Genomic DNA, 19198 nt, shown 5'->3' on the forward strand with positions numbered 1-19198 from the left:
GGCGTGTCACAGGGGGCGCGCCGGCGACGACTCGGGAGGACGTACCGGTGCACATCCAGGAATGGCTGGAGACGATTCCGGCGGTCAGCATCTATCTCCTGGTGGGTCTGGTCATCGGGCTCGAGAGCCTCGGCATCCCGCTGCCGGGAGAGATCGTCCTGGTCAGTTCGGCGCTGCTGGCCTCGCAGCACGGGGAGATCGACCCCGTGATCCTGGGGCTCTGCGCGATCACCGGGGCGATCGTGGGCGACTCGATCGGCTACGCGATCGGCCGCCGGGGCGGCAAGCCGCTGCTGGAACGGCTCGGCCGGCGCTTCCCCAAGCACTTCGGGCCCCAGCAGGTGGCCCTGGCGGAACGCTCCTTCGAGAAGTGGGGCATGTGGGCCGTCTTCTTCGGGCGGTTCGTGGCGCTGCTGAGGATCTTCGCCGGGCCGCTGGCGGGCGTGCTGCACATGCCGTACTGGCGCTTCCTGGTCGCCAACGTCCTCGGCGGCATCCTGTGGGCGGGCGGCACCACGGCCGTCATCTACTCGGTCGGGATCGTCGCCGAGCCGTGGCTGAAGCGCTTCTCCTGGCTGGCCCTCGGGCTCGCGGTGCTGTTCGGGCTCGCGGTCACGCTGGTGGTGCGCAGCCGGATGAAGAAGGCCGCAGCGGCCGCCGGGGCGGCCGCCGATGCGGAAATCCCCGCGCAGCAGACGGCACGGGCCGCAGTCGGCGAGTGACGGCAGCGGAGCGACCGGAGTCGGACCGGTCGGCCGAGAGCCGGCAGGACCACTGCAGCCCGCTGGCCAACGGACCGGTACGGGCGGCGGCCGGGAGCGGCGACACGGCCTCGGTGCAGTGCCTGCTGGCCGGGGGCGCCGACGTGGACGCCCATGTCATCGGCGGCCGGAGAGCGCTGGCTGGCCGTGTGCGCCGGGCACGTGGAGATCGTCCGCCTGCTCCTCGCATCACCGCCCGCCGCGGACCCTTCTCCCACGACCCGGACCACAGGGCCGTCAGAACCCTGCTCGTGGCCGCATGGGAGGCCCGGAACCGGACACCCCCTAGACCTCCGGGGTCACCGACGCGCGGTGCTGCTTGGCCAGCTCCACGTACATCAGGGCGTTGATCCGGATGTGCTCGCGCTCCTCCTCGGTCAGCTCGCGCCGCACCTTCGCGGGCACGCCCGCGACCAGCGAGCCGGGCGGGACGACCATGCCCTGCGGGACCAGCGCCTGGGCGGCCACCAAGGAACCGGCGCCGATCACCGCGCCGTTGAGCACCGTCGCACCCATGCCGATCAGGCAGTCGTCCTCGACGGTGCAGCCGTGCACGACGGCGTTGTGGCCGATGGAGACGCGCTCGCCGATCGAGACCGGGAAGCCGGGGTCCACATGGACCGTGCAGTTGTCCTGCACGTTGCTGTCGGCGCCGAGCGTGATCGGGCCGCAGTCGGCGCGCAGCACCGCCGAGTACCAGATGCTCGCGCCGGGGGCGAGGGTGACCTCGCCGACCACGACCGAGGTCGGGGCCGTGAAGGCCGTCGGGTCGATGTCGGGGTTCTTGCCGCCGACACCCGCCACGAGTGCCTGGGCCGCCTGCTGCGTCATGTTCTCTTCCTCTGCGTCTGTCGTCCGATTGCCGCGCTAACGGCACCGTAGGCCACGCGTCCGGCCGGACCCGCGATGGGGTGAAGATCACAGGAGTGGGGTCGGGTCGACCGGGGCCCGGCGCACTACCGTTGCCGGGTGCCGAAGAAACAGAACACGTTCTCATCTCTGACGGCCGCGCGCCGCCGGCTGGCGAGCCGCGTGGTCCACACCGGCTGGCGCTGGATGCAGCAGGCCGGCGCGGTGACCGCGCAGACCCCGGGGCGGCTGCGGTTCGGTGCGATCGGCGACGGCACCCGGCTCGCCTTCCCCCAGGGCACGGTCTTCGGCGAGCGGTGGATCCGGCTCGGCGCGCACTGCATCATCGGCGAGCAGGTCACCCTCACCGCCGGGATGATGCCGGACCTCGACCTGGGGGCCGAGCCGATGCTGGTGCTCGGCGACGGGGTGGTCATCGGCCGGGGCAGCCATGTGATCGCCGATGCCCGCATCACCATCGATTCGAACACCTTCTGCGGTCCCGGGGTCTACATCACGTCCACCAACCACAGCTACGACGACCCGCACCAGCCCGTGGGCCGGCAGTGGCCGCGCAGCGAGCCCGTGGAGATCGGCCCGGGGTGCTGGCTCGGCACCGGCTCCGTGATCCTGCCGGGCGCCCGGCTCGGCCGTAACGTCGTGGTGGCCGCGGGGGCCGTCGTACGGGGCGAGGTGCCCGACCATGCGGTGGTGGCGGGGGCGCCCGCGCGCATCGTGCGGCGCTGGGAGCCGGAGACGGGCTGGCAGCCGCCGCTGCGCACGCCGGCGCCGGTGCCGATCCCGGACGGCATGACTCCGGAGCAGCTGCGCGGGCTGGCCGAGCTCGCGGAGGCCGAGCACTCGTAGGACGTGGCCGCGGTGCTCAGCCCGCGGCCAGCAGAACCGTTCCGGCGAGGGCCAGTCCGGCGCCCGCGGCCTGGACCGTGCGCAGCCGTTCCTTGAGTACGGCGAAGGCGGCGAGCGCGGTGATCACCGGGTAGAGCGAGGACAGTACGGCGGCCATGGTGACCGGGCCGCTCTGGGCGGCGATCGAGTACGTGCCGTTCGCCGCGACGTCCGCGAGGCCGACGAAGGCCAGGGCGGGCAGCAGCCCCCACAGCACCCGGAGGTCGGTCCCCGCCGGGAGGGCGGGTATGCCGCGCCGGGTCTGCGCCCACAGGGCGGCGCCGCCGACGGCGACATTGGTGACCCGCTGCACGAACAGCGCCAGGAAGAGCCCGGTGATGGTGGTGGATGCCTCTGCGATCAGGGCCATCACCGCCCCGAAGCCGAAGGCGGCGACCAGGGTGAGGATGACGGCCTGCCGCTGGACCGGTGCGCCGCGCAGCTCCGGGCCGCCCGCGAGGACGATGCCGAGGACGGCCACCGCTATCCCCGCGAACTGGCCGAGGCCGGGCCGCTCGCCCAATATGAGCCCCGCGCTGACAGGCACGACCACGCCGAGGGAGCCCAGCGGCGAGACCACGCCCATCGGGCCGAGGGCCAGCGCCTTGTAGAAGCTGAGCATGGCCACCGGTCCGACGAGGCCCGCGCCGACGGCGAACCACAGCTGCGGCCCGGCCTCCCGCCAGGCGCCGGTGCCGAGGACCACCGCGCCGAGCACGACCACGGCGACGACCTGCGAGACGACGACCACGGTGAGCGCCGGGATCCGGCGGGTCAGCAGCCCGCCGCCGAAGTCGGCGAGCCCCCACAGCACGGCTGTGGCCAGAGCGAAGAGGGCGGTCATGGGGGCCTCGCAGTACAGTGCAGTGAACGCTGGAGTGCAGCATCGAATACAGACCACGATAGTGCACTCTGTTGGACTGTGTCATCCAGAATATTGGACGGAATGGTGTCGGATCTCGAACAGCTCACCCAGGCGCTCGCCCAGAACCTCAAGCGGTGGCGTGGAGAGCGCGGTTTCACCCTGGACTCCCTGGCTGCCCGCGCGGGAGTGAGCCGCGGGATGATCATCCAGATCGAGCAGGCCCGTACGAATCCCAGCCTGGGCACCACGGTCAGGCTGGCCGACGCGCTGGGCGTCAGCATCTCCGCGCTCCTCGACCACGACCGCGGCCCGCAGGTGCGGGTCGTCCCGCCGGACCAGGTGGTACGGATCTGGTCCAGCGAGGCGGGCAGTTCGACGACGATGCTGATCGGCACGGACGAGCGCGGGCCGATGGAGCTGTGGACCTGGCACCTGGTGCCGGGCGAGGGGACGGACTCCGTCCCGCACCCGTCCGGCACCATCGAGATGCTGCACGTCACGGCCGGGGAGCTGACGCTGGTGGTCGGCGAGGAGGAGTTCCGCGTACCGGCCGGGGCCGCGGCCGCCTTCGAGGCCAACCTCCCGCATTCCTACCGCAATGACGGCTCCGTACCGATGGAGATGACCCTCGCGGTGTCAGTCCCGCCGGTCTCGGCGCCGGTGGCGGTCTCCGGGCACGCGCACGCCCACGGGAGCGCGGACGCCCGCGGGAGTGCGGACGCCGGTTAGAGCGCGGGGATCTCGATCGCCGGGCAGCGGTCCATGACCATGGTGAGTCCGGCTTCGCGGGTGCGGGCGAAGGCGGCCTCGTCGATCACGCCGAGCTGGAACCAGACGGCCTCGGCACCCACGGCGGCCGCCTGGTCGGCCACCGGGCCGGCCAGCTCGCTGTTCACGAAGACGTCCACCACGTCCACCTTGAACGGGATCTCCGCGAGCGAGGCGTACCCGGGCTCGCCGTGCACGGTCTCGGCCTTGGGGTGCACGGGGATCACGCGCTTGCCGAACCGCTGGAGCACGCGGGCCACCCCGTAGGCCGCGCGGTCCTGGTTGTTCGAGAGGCCCACCACGGCCCAGGTGTCGCCGAGCTCGGTGAGGATCTTGCGGATGGTTGCCGGGTCGCCGTACACGTGTGCCGCCTCCTGATGTTCTCGTCCTGATGTTCTCGTCCGCGCCGGTCCCGTCCACTGCGCTTCCACTGCGTCGGACCGGCGCTCAGCGGCATCAACCGAAAACCTCCGGGGGTGATTCCCCGGCGACGGCCCCGAGGCGGCTGTGTAGCCTGTCGATCCGTTCGAGCGACGCGAGGGTGGGACGTGGAGAGACTGGTGGAGGGGGCGGTAGCGGAGGCCCTGCGCGCGGGTGACGGCGAGACGGTCCGCCTGTACGCGGCCGCCTGCGCCGAACGCGCGGTGCCCCTGTTCATCGGCCTGCGGGCGGGCATGCCGGACCGGAAGGCCGACCTGGACCTCTGTGTGGAGTCCGTACGCGGCCTCTGGTACGCGGACCGTGCGCTGCCCGACGCCGCCGAACGCGCGCGCGTCCTGGAGGGGTTCCCGGAACTGCGGTCGCGCGAGGACGGAGAGAGCATCACCGATGTCGCGGGGACGTACGCCTTCTTCGGCGTCCTCGTCCTGCGGTACGCGCTGCTGGCCAACGCCTCCGCGGACGCCGACCACGCGCTGTCCTGCGGTCACGCCGCGCTGACCGCGATGGGTCTGCTGGACCAGAACCTGGCCGCCGGCGGCCGCTTCCGGGCCCAGGAGGAAGCGCTGCAGGCCCGTTCCGTGAGCGGCGACGCCGCGGGCCTGTGGGAAGCGAGCGTCGCGGCGGGGCGCGAAGGGTTCCGGGCCGTGCTGGGCTGCCTACCCGGCTGACGGGTCCACGTTCCACTCCCGGGGCAGGGCGCCGTCGCAGAAGACGCAGAAGAAGTCCCCCTCCCGGACGATGTTCAGCCGACTGCAGGCGGGGCACCTGCGGAACACCACCTCGTGGGTGAAGCCGGAGGGGTGGCCGATCCCCGCCGCGTCCAGAGCCGCCGCGACCGCCGGCCACGATCCGGCGTCCGGGCAGTATCCGGTCGACTGGTTGCTCACCGTGCGGACCGCCCACCCCCCGGGCTCCCGCGCGAAGCTCATCTCCCCGGCGCTCAGCACCGGGCCACCGCCGGCACAGACCACGTGCTCGCTGCGCCGCGGCGCGAGCCGCAGCACTCCGCCGGAATCCACGACGAAGGTGAAGGGCTCCGTCAGTTCGGCCGTCGCCGTCGCCCAGTCCTCGAAGTCCGCGACCGAGCGGATGCTCCGGCCCGCGACTCCCGGCCGGACGAGCGCCCGCAGCTCGGGCGGGCCCACGTACTCGTATCCCCACCCCCGCAGATCCATGGCCGCCAAGCTACCGCCATGCCCTCCGGCGGCCGGGGGCCGGGCAGGCCGGGGGCCGGTTCGGCACGGCTTAGGGTGGTGAGGTGAAGGCAGACCAGTACGTGACGGTGGCCCGTGAGGGCGTGCACGAGTCCGAGATCAACCGCTCGCGCTTCCTGTGCTCGCTCGCGCCCGCCGCGACCGAGCAGGAGGCTCAGGACTTCGTCGCGCGCATCCGCAAGGAGCACCCCACCGCCACGCACAACTGCTTCGCCTACGTCGTCGGCGCGGACGCCTCCGTCCAGAAGGCCAGCGACGACGGCGAGCCCGGCGGCACCGCCGGGGTGCCCATGCTGCAGATGCTCATGCGCCGGGACGTCCGCTACGCGGTCGCCGTCGTCACCCGCTACTACGGCGGTGTGAAACTCGGCGCCGGCGGACTGATCCGGGCCTACGGCGGTGTCGTCGGTGAGGCCCTCGACGAGCTCGGCACCGTCACCCGGCGCCGCTACCGGCTGGCCACCGTCACCGTCGACCACCAGCGGGCCGGCAAGACCCAGAACGATCTGCGCGCCACCGGCCGGACCGTGGTGGACCTGCGCTACGGGGCCGAGGTCGAGATCGAGGTGGCCCTCCCGGAGGCCGATCTGCCCGCTTTCGAGGCCTGGCTCGCCGACACCACGGCGGGCAGCGCCGGTCTCACCCTCGGCGGAGAGACGTACGCGCCCTGAGCGCCCCCGGGGACGGGTTAGCGTAGAGGGGTTCAACGAGCGGGAGACGACCAGGGGGAGACGGCATGCGCGGCGGGGCCGGCGAGTGAAGTTCCTGCACACCTCCGACTGGCACCTCGGCCGGGCCTTCCACCGGGTCAACATGCTCGGCGCCCAGGCGGTCTTCATCGACCACCTCGTCGAGACCGTGCGCGAGCACGAGGTCGACGCCGTCCTCGTCGCGGGTGACATCTACGACCGGGCCGTTCCCCCGCTGCCCGCCGTCGATCTGTACGACCGGGCCCTGCACCGCCTCGCCGAGCTCGGCGTGCCCACCGTGATGATCTCCGGCAACCACGACTCCGGGCGCCGGCTCGGCGTCGGCGCCGGCCTGATCGACCGGGCCGGGATCCACCTGCGGACCGACCCGGCCGGCTGCGCCGACCCCGTGGTCCTGGCCGACGCACACGGCGACGTGGCGCTGTACGGCCTGCCGTACCTGGAGCCCGCCCTGGTCAAGGACCAGTTCGGCGCGGAGAAGGTGAGCCACGAGGCGGTCCTCGGCGCCGCCATGGACCGGATCCGCGCCGACCTGGCCGCCCGCGCGCCCGGCACCCGCTCGATCGTCCTCGCACACGCCTTCGTCACGGGCGGACAGGCCAGCGACAGCGAGCGCGACATCACCGTCGGCGGCGTCGAGGCGGTGCCCGCCTCGGTCTTCGCCGGGGTGGACTATGCCGCCCTCGGCCACCTCCACGGCTGCCAGACGATCAACGAACGGGTCCGCTACTGCGGTTCCCCGCTCGCCTACTCCTTCTCCGAGGCCGACCACCGCAAGACCATGTGGCTGATCGAACTCGGCGCGCAGGGCGAGGTCGCCTCCGCCGAGCGCATCGACACCCCCGTGCCCCGCCGCCTCGCGCGGCTGCGCGGACGCCTCGACGACCTGCTGCAGGATCCGGCGCACCAGGTCCACGAGGACGCCTGGGTCGAGGCCACCCTCACCGACCCGGTCCGCCCCGACGACCCCATGGCCCGGCTCGCCGCCCGCTTCCCGCACACCCTCACGCTCGCCTTCGACCCCGAGGGCCGCCAGGAGGAGACCGGCGCCTCCTACGCCCAGCGGCTGCGCGGCCGCAGCGACCAGGAGATCGCCGAGGACTTCGTCGCCCACGTGCGCGGCGGCGGCCACGCCGACGAGGCGGAACGGGCCGTCCTCCAGGGCGCCTTCGACGACGTACGCGCCGACGACAGCCACCGGGAGACCCACCGATGAGGCTGCACCGGCTGGCCGTCACCGCCTTCGGGCCTTTCGCCGAGCCCCAGGAGATCGACTTCGACGCACTGTCCGGCGCCGGGATCTTCCTGCTGCACGGACCCACCGGCGCAGGCAAGACCTCCGTCCTCGACGCCGTCTGCTACGCGCTCTACGGCTCCGTACCGGGCCCCCGCCAGGCCCCCGGCACCAGCCTGCGCAGCGACCACGCCGCCGCCCACACCCCGACCGAGGTCACCCTCGAACTCACCGCGGGCGGCCGCCGCCTGGAGATCACCCGGCGCCCCGAACAGGAGCGTCCGAAGAAGCGCGGCACGGGCACCACCAGGGACAAGGCCCAGAGCTGGCTGCGCGAGCACACCGGCGAGGGATGGGAGCCGCTCAGCCGGTCCCACCAGGAGATCGGCGAGGAGATCGAGCAGCTCCTCGGCATGAGCCGCGAGCAGTTCTGCCAGGTCGTGCTCCTGCCGCAGGGGGAGTTCGCGCGATTCCTGCGCGCCGACGAGGCGGCCCGCGGCCGCCTGCTCGGCCGGCTCTTCGACACCCGCCGCTTCGCCGCCGTCGAGGCCCTGCTCGGGGAGCGCCGCCGGGCCGCCGAGGCGAAGGTCCGGGCCGGCGACGAGAAGGTGCTCCACACCGCCCAGCGGCTCGCCCAGGCCGCAGGGGACAGTGCCGATCTGCGCGCCTGGCCGATGCCCGCACACCAGCCGGGCGACCCCGGGCTCGCCGGGGCCGTCGGGGCCTGGGCGGCCGTCGCCCGCTGCGCGGCCCGCGAGCGCCTCGACGTCGCCGAGTACGCGCTGGCCGCCGTCGAGAGCCGGCACGCCGCCGCCCGGCGGGCCGCCGAGGACGCCCGCGAGCTCGACCGGCTCCAGCGCCGGCACGCGGAGACCGTCCGCCGGGCCGCCCTGCTCGCCGAGGCCGCACCCGAACGGGAGCGGGTGCACGCCCTGCTGGACCGAGCCCGGCGCGGCGCCCTGGTGGCCCCCGCCCTCGAACTGCGCGGAGCGGCCTCCGCCGCACACCTCGCCGCCGCCCACGCCGAGACCTCCGCCCGGGCGGAGCTGCCTCCCCCGCTGAAGGAGGCGGGAGCCGAGCAGCTGGCCGATGTCGAGCAGCGGCTGCGCGAAGCCCTGGGCGCACTGGGCGCCGCACAGCGGGCCGAGCAGCGCAGCGCCGAGATCGGCCGCGAACGGGCCGACCTGGAACGGGAGTCCCGGGCCGCCGAGGAGCAGCACCAGGAGTCCGCCGAGTGGCTGGCGCGCTGGGAGACGACCCGGACGGCGCTGCAGGAGCGCGTGGACGCCGCCCAGCAGGCCGCGACCCTCGCAGAGCATCTCGCGGGCCGCCTGGAACCCGCCCGCATGCAGCTGAACTCCGCCCGCAGGCGGGACGAGCTCGACGCCGACGCGGAGCGCGCCGAGGGCGAACTGCTCACCCTGCGCGAGGAATCGGCCGCCGCGCGGGAGCACTGGCTGGAGCTCAAGGAGGCCCGGCTGCGCGGAATCGCCGCCGAGCTCGCCGAGGCACTGGTGACGGGAGAGGCCTGCACCGTGTGCGGGTCCGCGGAGCACCCCGCTCCGGCCCGCCCGGCTCCCGGCCACGTGGACCGCGCCGCCGAGGACACCGCTCACGCGCTCTCCGAACGGGCCGAGCGGGCGCGGGCCGCCACCGAGCGCCGGCTCGCCGCCGCGCAGGAGGCCCGCGCCGAGGCCGCGGCCGCCGCCGGGGACGCCACCACCGCCGAACTCCTCGACCTGACCGCGGACCTGAGTGCCCGCCATGCCGCCGCCCACGCCGCGGCCGCCGGCCTGCACGCCGCCCGCGAGCAGCTCGCCCGGGCCGAGCGGGAGCACGCCGCACGCAGCGCCGACCGGCAGGGCGCCGAGACCCGGGCCGCCGCCAGGGCCTCCCGGCGCGAGGCCCTGGACCGTGAGCAGGCCGGACTGGAGGCCGAACTCGCCCTCGTCCGGGACGGCGCGCCCACCGTCGCGGCCCGCGCCCGGACCTTGGAGGACCGGGTCCGGATGGTCTTCGGCGCGGCCACCTCGCTGCGCCGGGCCGAGACCACCGCCGCCCGGCTGAAGGAGGCCGACGACCAGCTCGCCGACGCCGCCTTCAAGGCCGGCTTCGACACCATCGAGGCCGCCGCCGACGCGGTGCTCCCCGAGTACGAACGCACCGCCCTCCAACACCGGCTGGACGCCTGGCAGACGGAGGAGGCCCTGCTGGCGGACCGCCGAGCCGAGACCGGCACCGCCGAAGCGGCAGCCCTGCCTCCGGCCGCACCGGATGCCGCCGAGGCGTACGCGGCCTCGGCCGCGGCGAAGCTTCGTACGGCCGGGTCGGCCGCCGACGCGGCCCGGGTGCGCTGCACGGAGCTGGACCGGCTCTCCCGGCAGGCCGAGCAGGAACTGCGCGCGCTCGGCCCGCTGCGGGAGGCCTACGACCGGGTCGCCCGGCTGGCCGGACTCACCGCGGGCACCTCCGCCGACAACGAGCGCAAGATGCGCCTGGAGGCCTACGTGCTGGCCGCCCGCCTGGAGCAGGTGGCCGCCGCCGCGACGGTACGGCTGCTGCGCATGTCCGGCGGCCGCTACACCCTCGTGCACTCCGACGCGCGGGCGAGCGGACGGGGGCGCTCCGGCCTCGGACTGCACGTGGTCGACGCCTGGACGGGCAGCGAGCGGGACACCGCCACCCTGTCGGGCGGCGAGACCTTCTTCGCCTCGCTCGCCCTCGCGCTCGGACTCGCCGACGTGGTCACCGACGAGGCCGGCGGGATGCGCCTCGACACCCTCTTCATCGACGAGGGCTTCGGCAGCCTCGACGACCAGGCGCTGGACGAGGTGCTCGACGTCCTGGACTCGCTGCGCGAGCGCGACCGCAGCGTCGGCATCGTCAGCCACGTCGCCGACCTGCGGACCCGGGTCCAGGCCCAGCTGGAGATCGTCAAGCAGCGCGGCGGCTCCGTGGTGCGCCACCGGACGGCGGGGCTCACGGACTGAGCGGCCTGCGGGGCAGCGGTGAGGAGTAGACGATGCTCGTCGTCACCGGGCCGAGCCCGGAGATCCGGCCCGTGACCTCCTCCAGGTGCGCCATGGAGCGGGTCGCGACCTTGAGCACGAAGCAGTCGTCGCCGGTGACGTGATGGGCCTCCAGGATCTCGGGGGTGGATTCCAGGAGGTCGTGGAAGGGCTTGTAGTTGCCGTGCGGGTAGCGCAGTCGTACCAGCGCGAGGATCGACTTGCCGAGCTTCTCCGGATCCACCGTCGCCGTGTAGCCGGTGATGATGCCCGTCTCCTCCAGCCGGCGGACCCGCTCGGTGACGGCGCTCGCGGACATCGACACGGAGCGGGCGAGCTCGGTGAAACTGGCGCGCCCGTCCCGCTGGAGGGCTTCGAGGATCCGCCAGTCGGTGGCGTCCGGGGAATAGTCGGTCATGGTGCAGGTCTAGCAGGGGATTCCCCGGCCGGACAAGGGAAAAGCCGGGGATGTCCACTTCCGGCGATGATCAATGGATCGTAGATTTTCAGCCATGACGACGACGCAGAACACCTCCTCCGCCCCCGCCACCACCAATCCCGTGCTCCGGGTACCCCCGGCCTCCCCGGCCGCGGCCGCCGCGTACTTCGCCGCGAGCCTGGCCTTCCACGCGGACGTGTCGGACGTTGCCGGCGCGTTCAAGGCCCACCGGGAGCAGGGCGCCGAGCTCGGCTTCCAGCTCGTCGACTCCCGTTCCACCCCGTCCTGGGACCAGGCCCACGTGCCCGGCGCCGTGCACCTGCCCACCGCCCTCATCCCCGAGCAGGCCGAGCGGCTCCTGGACAGGAACATCCCCGTGGTGACGTACTGCTGGGGACCCGGCTGCAACGGCGGCACCCGCTCCGCCCTCGCCCTGGCCGAACTCGGCTTCCAGGTCAAGGAGATGCTCGGCGGCATCGAGTACTGGATCCGCGAGGGCTTCGAGGTCGAGACCTGGCAGGGAGGCCGGCAGCGCGCCGAGGCCGACCCGCTGACCGCGCCGACCGACTCGGACGACTGCGGCTGCTGAGGCGCCCGTCCACGGCCTGATCGACGGCCTGTCCGCGGCCATGGTCCACGGCCTGATCGACGGCCTGTTCACGCGGACGGGCCGCCCGTTCCCCGGGGGGAAGGAGCGGCCCGTCCGTCGTTCGCCACGGGGAGTCCCCCGCCGTCAGAGCTTCGACAGCTCGTCCACCAGGTCGTCCAGACCCAGCGAACCCTGCGACAGCGCCGCCATGTGCCAGGCCTTCAGGTCGAAGGAATCGCCGTGCGCGGCACGCGCGTTGTCCCGGCCCAGCAGCCAGGCGCGCTCGCCCAGCTTGTACCCGATCGCCTGCCCCGGCATCGACAGGTAGCGGGTCAGCTCGCTCTCGACGAACTCCGCGGGCCGGCCGCTGTGCAGACCGAAGAACTCCTGCGCCAGGTCCACCGTCCAGGTCTCGCCCGGGTGGAACGGCGAGTCCGCAGGGATCTCCAGGCCCACGTGCATGCCGATGTCCACGATGACCCGCGCCGCGCGCATCATCTGGCAGTCCAGGTAACCCAGGCGCTGCTCGGCGTCCTTGAGGTAGCCCAGCTCGTCCATCAGCCGCTCCGCGTACAGGGCCCAGCCCTCGGCGTTGGCGCTGACCATGCCGACGGTGGCCTGGTAGCGGGAGAGCTGGTCCGCCACGTGCGTCCACTGCGCGAGCTGCAGGTGGTGGCCCGGCACGCCCTCGTGGTACCAGGTGGACACCAGGTCGTACACGGGGAAGCGGGTCAGGCCCATGGTGGGCAGCCAGGTGCGGCCCGGGCGGGAGAAGTCCTCCGAGGGGGAGGTGTAGTACGGGGCCGCGGGGCCGCCCGGCGGGGCGATCCGGGACTCCACCTTGCGGACGCGCTCGGCGAGCTCGAAGTGGGTGCCGTCGAGGTTCTCGATGACCTCGTCCATCAGGCCCTGGAGCCAGGCCCGGACCTCGTCCACCCCCTCGATGTGGGCGCCGTGCTCGTCCAGGTGCTTGAGGGTCTCCCAGGGGCCGGCGCCCGGGAGGATCTTGGCCGCCTCGGCCTTCATCTCGGCGAGCAGCCGGTGGTACTCCGACCAGCCGTAGGCGTACGCCTCGTCCAGGTCCAGGTCCGTACCGTTGAAGAAGCGGGACCAGCGGGCGTACCGCTCGCGGCCCACGGTGTCCGGCTCGCCCTCGACGGCCGGGGCGTACACCGAGCTCATCCAGTCGCGCAGATCGACGACGGCGGCGGTCGCGCCGGCGGCCGCGGCGTCGAGCTCGGCGCGCAGGGACTGCGGGCCGGCGGAGACGAAGCCCTCGAAGAAGGGTGCCTCGGAGCCGTCCTGGCCGGCCCAGGTGGTGAGCTGGCCGATCATGGTGGTGGTGGCGCGGGGGCCGCCGAGCAGGCCGCGCTCCAGGCCGAGCCCGAGGCTCTCGCGGTAGCCGTCGAAGGCGGCCGGTACGGCGCGCAGACGCTCGGCGATCGCGGCCCAGTCCTCGTCGGTGTCGGCGGGGGTCAGGGAGAAGACCTCACGGACGGAGTGCGCGGGGCTGTGGATGTTGCTGACCGCGCGCAGGTCCTCGTCGGCGGCGTGGACGGCGAGCTCGGCGGTGAGGCGCTCGCGCAGCAGCCGGGCGCAGCGGCGTTCGGCGTCGCTGTCGGCTCCGGGCACCGACTCGGCGGCGTCCAGACGCACGAGGGTCTCACGGGCGAGTTCGGCGACGGCCGCGCGGCCCGCCGGGGAGAAGTCCGGGAGCTTGCTCGAACTCGCGGCGACACCGAGGTAGGTGCCGGTGATCGGGTCGAGGGCGATGAGGTCGTCGACGTAGGCGTCGGCCACCTGGCGGGGCAGTTGGGGTGCGCTGCCGCTGTGGAGGATCTCTGACATGCGGCCATCTTCGTATGTGAGACCGCATCCCGTCATCACCGATTGCGATCGGCCTGCTGACGTGGGCCGGAGAGGGTGCGGTCGTGCGGGCGGGAAACAGCCAACCGGACGCCCCTGCCGGTGAGTTGGCGTCTGCGGGGCGGAGAACGCCGGGGGTGGGGTGCCCGTACTTTGGCCGGATACCGCCGGAGCCGGTACCCGTGGAGGGTCCCGGTCCGGACGGATCGCTCAGTGGCGGCGCCGCGGGGCCGACGGCTCGTGCGGGAGCTCGCGGGGAAGCTCGTAGGGCAGTCGGGAGCTGACCGGGGTCGCGTCCAGCCGGGCCGTGATCACCAGAGTGCCCTCCTCGATCTGATAGTCGAGGGGGAGGCCGAGGCCGCGCATGGCGGCGACCATGCCGGTGTTGGCGGCCCGGGTGACGGCGTACACGCTGTCGCATCCGGCCTCGACGGCCATCGCGACGAGTCGGCGCAGCAGCTCGGAACCGATGCCGCGGCGCTGCCAGTCGTCCTCGATGAGCAGGGCGATCTCGGTCTCGTCGCCGTCCCACAGCAGGTGACCGAGGGCGACGAGCCTCCCGGAGGCGGTGGTCGCGGCGATGGTGCGGCCGAAACGGGGGCTCAGCAGGTGGCCGAGGTAGCGGTCGGCGTCGGCGACGGGGCCGTGGTAGCGCAGCGACAGGGTGCGTTCGGAGCAGCGGTCGTGCATGGCGCGGGCCGCGGCCAGGTCGGAGCCGTCGGCGCGGCGCACGGTGATCTCGTTGCCCTCGGGCAGGGTCAGCACGTCCTGGCTGCGCGGGACGCGCGGGCCGAGCCGGGCGTCGAGCTCGACGAGGGCGCGGGCCCTGGCGAACTCGGTCGGGGTGAAGGGAAGGTAGGGCCGCTCCACGGTGATCGCACCGCCGGAAGGGTCGCGCAGCCGCATGACCGTGGCCTCCAGGACCCCCTCGACCGGGGCGTCGGCGCCGGCGTTGGGGCGGCCGGAGAGGGTGGTCGCCGGGATCGAGTGGATGGTGCAGCGGCCGAGGAGCTGGCGCAGTGCGAGGGGCAGCTCGGCGGCGTCGAGGGCGGTGCGGGTGGCCAGGCCCAGGACCCGCGTCGGGGTGTCGACCAGGTCGTGCGCGTCGGCGCGCTCCATCCAGGTGCTGTGGCCGCCGGCCCGGGAGACGGCCCGGGTGAGGTCGGCGGAGGGCAGCTGCTGGGGTGCGCGCAGCAGGAACTCGTCGACCGTGCCGCCCTCGGGGAGCGGGTGCGTCTGGAGCGTCAGGATGTCCACGCTGTTGTGGGCGAGGGCGATGCAGAGGGCGGCCAGGGAGCCCGGCTCGTCGCGCACGGTCGTGCGCATCCGCCACAGGGCGGTGTCGTTGGAGCTGCCGGTCGTGTCTGCGGTTGTCGTTGCGGTCGCTGTGGCGGTCGTCGTTGAGGTCGTCGGGGGGAGCGTCTTCGGATCGGTCGGGGCTGTGCTCGGCGGCGGCGGTGCATGGCTGTGGCGCCGTGCCCACCAGGTGTGGAAGGCGGCCGTCACCAGTAGGGCGACGGCCGAGGCGATGAGCAGGACCGGGCCCCGCGGGCCGTGCACGACGAGATTGGCGATGGCGTCGGCGACCGCGACGGCGCAGAACAGTGCGGCGAGTTCGACGACGTCGCGGCGCCAGTGGTGACGGTGGGGACGGTGGGCAGAGGCAGGGTTACGGTCAGTCATGCACACCACTGTGGCGCAGGGGTGTTGCGTGATCACGAACGATCTGTGACCGGCTGGTTAAGTGTCCATCTGGCCGATTTCACCCAGTTTTCCGGACCATTTCCGGATTGCCGGTGTGGGGCTTCGGGACTCGGGGGCTTCGCGGCGTTGCCGCGGCTGTCCCGCTCCTGGCCCATGTGCTACTGGCCCACGCGCCCCGGCTGGAGCGTCCGGGTGAAGAGTACGCCTCCTCCCTGGCGGCGCAACCGGACGGTGAGCTCCCCGCTGTCGCCGTCGATGTCGACCTCGCCGTAGTACGGGGGGTTCTCCGAGGGCGACATGTTGGCGAAGGGGGCCGACTGCACGTAGGCGGTCTCCGGGCCGAAGGTGGCGTCGAGGCGCCCGGCCGGGAAGCCGCCGGCGCCGATCGGGCCGGACACGAACTCCCAGAACGGCGCGAAGTCGGTGAAGGCCGCCCGCTCGGGCGCGTAGTGGTTCGCGGCGGTGTAGTGCACGTCGGCCGTGACCCAGAGGGTGCCCGTGATGCGCTGATGCTTGATGTGACGCAGGAGTTCGGCGATCTGGAGCTCGCGGCCCAGCGGAGCGCCCGGGTCGCCCTGGGCGACGGCCTCGAAGTTCGCGGCTCCGTCGGGGACGACGATGCCCAGCGGCATGTCGGCGGCGATGACCTTCCAGGTGGCGCGGGAGCGGGAGAGCTCGCGCTTGACCCAGGCCAGCTGCTCGGGGCCGAGGATGCCGATGGGGTCCTCGGTCTGGCCGCCGGGGGAGTTGGCGTTGCGGTAGGTGCGCATGTCGAGGACGAAGACGTCGAGCAGCGGACCGTAGCGCATCACGCGGTACATCCGGCCCTCGGCGCGGCCGCCGCGCAGGTCCGTGACGGGGAAGTACTCGCCGAAGGCCCGGCGGGCGCGGGCGGCGAGGGTGTCGGCCTCCTTGACGGTGTAGCGGGGGTCGTCGATCAGCTGGCCGGGATACCAGTTGTTGCGCACCTCGTGGTCGTCCCACTGGGCGAGGACGGGGACCTGGGCGTTGAAGCCGAGCAGATTGCGGTCGAGGAGGTTGTAGCGGAAGTTCCCGCGGAACTCGGCGAGCGTCTCGGCGACCTTCGCCTTCTCCTCGGTGGTGACGTTGCGCCAGAGGCTGCCGTCGCGCAGCGGGGCGGTGGCCCCGATCGGCCCGTCGGCGTAGATCGTGTCGCCGCTGAAGAGGAAGAAGTCGGGGTTGCGCAGCCGCATCTCCTCGAAGACGCGGTAGCCGCCGAGATCGGGGTTGATGCCCCAGCCCTGGCCCGCCAGGTCGCCGGACCACAGGAAGCGCACGTCGTGGCGGCGGGAGACGGGGGTGGTGCGGAAGGTGCCGTGGACCGGCGAGGAGCTGCGGCGGGGGTCGTCGGGGTCGGTCAGGACGACCCGGTAGTGGATCTGCTGGCCGGGCGGCAGGTCGCGCAGGACGGTGGTTCCGGTGAAATCGCTCGACGGGCCGAGCAGCGGACCGTGGTGGCGGCGTACGGCGTAGCGGAACGCCTCGCTCGGGGAGGTCTCGACGTACATCCGCGCCAGGCGGTCGGAACGCGTCCACACCGCGGCCGAATGGGCGGTGATCTCGCCGGACTGGACGCCCCAGAGCGCATTCGGCCGGCCGGAGCGGGCCAGGGCGGGGGCGGCGAGCGCCGGAGCGGCGATCAGCGCGGACGACAGGGCGAGGGAACCGCCGATGAGGGACCGTCGGGTGTGCGGGATCGATGCCATCGGTACGTCTCCTGGGGCCGGCGAGGACGGGTCGGACCAGCGTGCCGTCGCACACCGGCCCGGCCGCGTCTCCCACGCGAACCACGGATGAACAGCCGTCAGCCGCTCATTCGTTCAAATGTTCAACCGTTCCGGCGGTCGGCCGTTCAGGCTGCCGCGAGCCGCGCGCTGCGGGCCGTGTCCAGCACCACCCGGGCGACGAGGGCCGGATCGTCGTTCATCGGCACGTGTCCGCAGCCCGGGAGCCGGACGAGCCGGGCGCCGGGGACGGTGTGCTTGGCGCGGACTCCCTGGCGGCGCAGCAGCAGCCGGTCGCGGGATCCCCAGGCGATGGTGACCGGCAGACCGGGCACGTCGTCGGTGAACCGTACGGAACCGCCCGCGGCCAGCGTGTCCTCGAAGCCCGTGGCATCGCGCAGGGCGAGGGTCTCGGCGACGACGGCCTCGGCCGGGCGGCGGGACGGGCGGGCGTAGATGGTGCCGGTGAGCGCGGCGCGGCCGACGGCGCTGCGCGAGAGCCGCCGCACGGCGGGGAGGGGCAGCGCCCTGGCGCCGGCGCGCATTGCGAGGAGCGTGGCGAAGGCGTAACGGCGTTCGCCCTCGGTCCAGAACCCGGCGGGGGAGAGGGCGGTGACCGAGCGGACGAGGTTGCTCCGGCCCATTTCGAGGGCGAGCAGACCGCCGAGCGAATTGCCCGCGACGTGCGGGCGCTCGACGCCGAGGGCCGTGCAGAGCGCCCCGAGGGCCGGGGCCACGGTCTCCAGGGAGTACGGAACGCCCTGGGGCAGTGGCTCCGAGACGCCGAAGCCGGGCAGGTCGACGGCGATCACGTCGTGCTCGGCGGCCAGGATGTCGATCACCGGATGCCAGGCCTGGAGGTGGTGGCCGATGCCGTGGAGCAGGAGAAGCGGTTCGCCGGCGCCCTTGCGCTCGTAGGCGACGGTGGCGGTGTGCGGGCCGAGCGGCGAATCGATCGTGAAGGAGACCGTGGCGGTCATGCTGCTCCTCGTTCGGTTGGGCGCGTGCGAGACGGGATGTCAGTAGTGCCTACCGCCATGATTACCGTCCGGTAGCCCTTGACTACAAGCCCTCCGTGCGCACGAGAACATCCCATGAACGGCTTGATACGTATGCCCGTTCTGCCCGGCAAAGGTACGAGCATTGGTCTTGACCAAGGGGGTGTGCCGTCCTATCGTCGCAGGGATAGTGCAGGAACCTTTAATAAACAAAGGCGCGGAACTGCCGCTGAAACACACGGCGAGTGCAGCGATGGCAGGAGGAGTCAGGGTGGGGACCACGCAGCTCGAAACGGCACCGGAGCCGAAGTACTGGCACCTCAAGACCGTCCTCAGCGAGGCGCTCGACCAGGACTTCGCCGTCGGCGAGGTGCTGCCCAACGAGCGCGAGCTCGCCGCCCGCTTCGGGGTCGCCCGCGCGACCCTGCGCCAGGCACTCGAGCAGTTGGAGCTCGAAGGACGGCTGCAGCGCCGCCGTGGCGTCGGCACCACCGTCGCCCCGCCGCGCGTCGGTGTCGCCGTCGGCAGTGCGCAGCACAGCTGGCCCGGCGAGAGCGTGGACGGATGGGAGCCGCTCGACGCGGCCGAGACCCTGCCGACGCCCGCGGTGCTCAAGCTCCTCGGTACCGGTGGCGCCTTCGCCGCCGACCAGCCGGTGCACACCGTGCGCCGGACCCGTGTCACCCACGGCCAGGCCGTCGCCGCCGAACTGCTCTACGTCCCGGCCGCCTCGGTGCCCGGACTGCCCGCCATCGAGGCCCCCGCCGGACCGGCCCGCGCCCGCGCCGTCCTGCGCGAACTGCAGCGGCTGGTCCTCGACGGCCAGGACCGCTCGGTGGAACTCGGGTCCGCCCGCGCCGACGACGCCAAGGAACTGGACCGCCTGCCCGGCGCCCCGGTACTCCTGGTGACCACGCGTTACTTCACCACCGCGGGCACCGCGGCGGTCTCGGTGGCCACCTACCGCGCGGACACCTGCCGCCTCACCTTCGGCGACTCGGGCAACGTCGAGATCACCCACGAGCCGCGCGTCGCCTCCTGACGCCGACCGGCCGCCCCCGGTCCCCGATCGCTGCACGTGTGCAGGGACGGCCCGGCCCC

18 protein-coding genes are annotated in these 19198 nt (G+C 73.3%); 9 read left to right on the forward strand and 9 right to left on the reverse strand.

From position 1 onward, the window contains the following. The first annotated feature begins 47 nt into the window (after window positions 1-47). Window positions 48-722, forward strand: a complete 675-nt coding sequence (locus tag ACWGE1_RS20345) for a DedA family protein (RefSeq protein ID WP_453421881.1) — start codon at window positions 48-50, stop codon at window positions 720-722. Between the two features lie 324 nt (window positions 723-1046). Here ACWGE1_RS20345 and ACWGE1_RS20350 read toward each other — a convergent pair whose 3' ends face one another. Continuing rightward, window positions 1047-1592, reverse strand: coding sequence for a gamma carbonic anhydrase family protein (locus ACWGE1_RS20350; RefSeq protein WP_453421882.1), 546 nt, complete (start codon window positions 1590-1592; stop codon window positions 1047-1049). Window positions 1593-1730: 138 nt separating this feature from the next. Between ACWGE1_RS20350 and ACWGE1_RS20355 the strand changes: the two genes are divergently transcribed. Beyond that, window positions 1731-2477, forward strand: coding sequence for an acyltransferase (locus ACWGE1_RS20355; protein WP_453421883.1), 747 nt, complete (start codon window positions 1731-1733; stop codon window positions 2475-2477). Window positions 2478-2493: 16 nt separating this feature from the next. On the opposite strand, the gene ACWGE1_RS20360 is transcribed toward ACWGE1_RS20355, so the two are convergent. Next, the gene (locus ACWGE1_RS20360) at window positions 2494-3360 is read right to left on the reverse strand and encodes an EamA family transporter (protein WP_453421884.1); all 867 of its coding nucleotides are present in this window, start codon (window positions 3358-3360) and stop codon (window positions 2494-2496) included. 105 nt (window positions 3361-3465) lie between these two features. On the opposite strand from ACWGE1_RS20360, the gene ACWGE1_RS20365 reads away from it, so the two are divergent. Continuing rightward, window positions 3466-4110 (forward strand): helix-turn-helix domain-containing protein, encoded by a 645-nt coding sequence (locus ACWGE1_RS20365; protein WP_453421900.1) that lies wholly within the window; start codon window positions 3466-3468, stop codon window positions 4108-4110. Here ACWGE1_RS20365 and ACWGE1_RS20370 read toward each other — a convergent pair. After that, on the reverse strand, window positions 4107-4511 hold the full coding sequence (locus tag ACWGE1_RS20370) for a CoA-binding protein (protein WP_453421885.1): 405 nt from the start codon (window positions 4509-4511) through the stop codon (window positions 4107-4109). The genes ACWGE1_RS20365 and ACWGE1_RS20370 overlap by 4 nt on opposite strands. A 186-nt stretch (window positions 4512-4697) precedes the next feature. On the opposite strand from ACWGE1_RS20370, the gene ACWGE1_RS20375 reads away from it, so the two are divergent. Next, the gene (locus tag ACWGE1_RS20375; RefSeq protein WP_453421886.1) at window positions 4698-5258 is read left to right on the forward strand and encodes a hypothetical protein; all 561 of its coding nucleotides are present in this window, start codon (window positions 4698-4700) and stop codon (window positions 5256-5258) included. Here ACWGE1_RS20375 and ACWGE1_RS20380 read toward each other — a convergent pair. Further along, on the reverse strand, window positions 5247-5765 hold the full coding sequence (locus ACWGE1_RS20380; protein ID WP_453421887.1) for a hypothetical protein: 519 nt from the start codon (window positions 5763-5765) through the stop codon (window positions 5247-5249). The genes ACWGE1_RS20375 and ACWGE1_RS20380 overlap by 12 nt on opposite strands. An 83-nt stretch (window positions 5766-5848) precedes the next feature. Here ACWGE1_RS20380 and ACWGE1_RS20385 point away from each other — a divergent pair, with 83 nt between their 5' ends. From ACWGE1_RS20385 to ACWGE1_RS20395, 3 genes are all read left to right on the forward strand, one after another. Continuing rightward, entirely contained in the window at window positions 5849-6475 is a 627-nt protein-coding gene (locus ACWGE1_RS20385) for a YigZ family protein (RefSeq protein ID WP_453421888.1), read from the forward strand. 85 nt (window positions 6476-6560) lie between these two features. Then, window positions 6561-7730, forward strand: coding sequence for an exonuclease SbcCD subunit D (locus ACWGE1_RS20390; protein WP_453421889.1), 1170 nt, complete (start codon window positions 6561-6563; stop codon window positions 7728-7730). After that, window positions 7727-10738, forward strand: coding sequence for an AAA family ATPase (locus ACWGE1_RS20395; protein ID WP_453421890.1), 3012 nt, complete (start codon window positions 7727-7729; stop codon window positions 10736-10738). Before ACWGE1_RS20390 ends, ACWGE1_RS20395 begins: the two co-directional genes overlap by 4 nt. Here ACWGE1_RS20395 and ACWGE1_RS20400 read toward each other — a convergent pair. Beyond that, window positions 10728-11174 carry an Lrp/AsnC family transcriptional regulator gene (locus ACWGE1_RS20400; protein WP_453421891.1) on the reverse strand — a complete coding sequence of 149 codons (447 nt, stop codon included), beginning with the start codon at window positions 11172-11174 and terminating at the stop codon, window positions 10728-10730. The two genes, ACWGE1_RS20395 and ACWGE1_RS20400, sit on opposite strands and share 11 nt — an antisense overlap. Before the next feature lie 94 nt (window positions 11175-11268). Here ACWGE1_RS20400 and ACWGE1_RS20405 point away from each other — a divergent pair, with 94 nt between their 5' ends. Beyond that, window positions 11269-11784 carry a rhodanese-like domain-containing protein gene (locus tag ACWGE1_RS20405; RefSeq protein WP_453421892.1) on the forward strand — a complete coding sequence of 172 codons (516 nt, stop codon included), beginning with the start codon at window positions 11269-11271 and terminating at the stop codon, window positions 11782-11784. 144 nt (window positions 11785-11928) lie between these two features. Here the strand turns inward: ACWGE1_RS20405 and ACWGE1_RS20410 are convergent, their stop codons facing one another. From ACWGE1_RS20410 to ACWGE1_RS20425, 4 genes are all read right to left on the reverse strand, one after another. Then, entirely contained in the window at window positions 11929-13632 is a 1704-nt protein-coding gene (locus ACWGE1_RS20410) for a DUF885 domain-containing protein (protein ID WP_453421893.1), read from the reverse strand. 228 nt (window positions 13633-13860) lie between these two features. Continuing rightward, complete coding sequence (locus ACWGE1_RS20415) at window positions 13861-15333, reverse strand: N-acetyltransferase family protein (protein WP_453421894.1); 1473 nt, start codon at window positions 15331-15333, stop codon at window positions 13861-13863. A gap of 179 nt (window positions 15334-15512) precedes the next feature. Further along, window positions 15513-17081, reverse strand: a complete 1569-nt coding sequence (locus ACWGE1_RS20420; protein ID WP_453421895.1) for an alkaline phosphatase D family protein — start codon at window positions 17079-17081, stop codon at window positions 15513-15515. Window positions 17082-17227: 146 nt separating this feature from the next. Further along, complete coding sequence (locus ACWGE1_RS20425; RefSeq protein ID WP_453421896.1) at window positions 17228-18079, reverse strand: alpha/beta fold hydrolase; 852 nt, start codon at window positions 18077-18079, stop codon at window positions 17228-17230. A 289-nt stretch (window positions 18080-18368) separates the two neighbouring features. Here ACWGE1_RS20425 and ACWGE1_RS20430 point away from each other — a divergent pair, with 289 nt between their 5' ends. Continuing rightward, complete coding sequence (locus tag ACWGE1_RS20430) at window positions 18369-19139, forward strand: GntR family transcriptional regulator (RefSeq protein ID WP_030388175.1); 771 nt, start codon at window positions 18369-18371, stop codon at window positions 19137-19139. The last annotated feature ends 59 nt before the right edge of the window (window positions 19140-19198 follow it).

The sequence above is a fragment of the Streptomyces sp. NPDC054932 genome (genome assembly GCF_053610205.1).

Bases quoted from the DNA above. Each gene is read 5' to 3' on its own strand.
- ACWGE1_RS20350 (WP_453421882.1), bottom strand. From the start codon at position 1,592: ATGACGCAGCAGGCGGCCCAGGCACTCGTGGCGGGTGTCGGCGGCAAG.
- ACWGE1_RS20360 (WP_453421884.1), bottom strand. From the start codon at position 3,360: ATGACCGCCCTCTTCGCTCTGGCCACAGCCGTGCTGTGGGGGCTCGCC.
- ACWGE1_RS20380 (WP_453421887.1), bottom strand. From the start codon at position 5,765: ATGGATCTGCGGGGGTGGGGATACGAGTACGTGGGCCCGCCCGAGCTG.
- ACWGE1_RS20395 (WP_453421890.1), top strand. From the start codon at position 7,727: ATGAGGCTGCACCGGCTGGCCGTCACCGCCTTCGGGCCTTTCGCCGAG.
- ACWGE1_RS20400 (WP_453421891.1), bottom strand. From the start codon at position 11,174: ATGACCGACTATTCCCCGGACGCCACCGACTGGCGGATCCTCGAAGCC.
- ACWGE1_RS20405 (WP_453421892.1), top strand. From the start codon at position 11,269: ATGACGACGACGCAGAACACCTCCTCCGCCCCCGCCACCACCAATCCC.
- ACWGE1_RS20410 (WP_453421893.1), bottom strand. From the start codon at position 13,632: ATGTCAGAGATCCTCCACAGCGGCAGCGCACCCCAACTGCCCCGCCAG.
- ACWGE1_RS20415 (WP_453421894.1), bottom strand. From the start codon at position 15,333: ATGACTGACCGTAACCCTGCCTCTGCCCACCGTCCCCACCGTCACCAC.
- ACWGE1_RS20420 (WP_453421895.1), bottom strand. From the start codon at position 17,081: ATGGCATCGATCCCGCACACCCGACGGTCCCTCATCGGCGGTTCCCTC.
- ACWGE1_RS20425 (WP_453421896.1), bottom strand. From the start codon at position 18,079: ATGACCGCCACGGTCTCCTTCACGATCGATTCGCCGCTCGGCCCGCAC.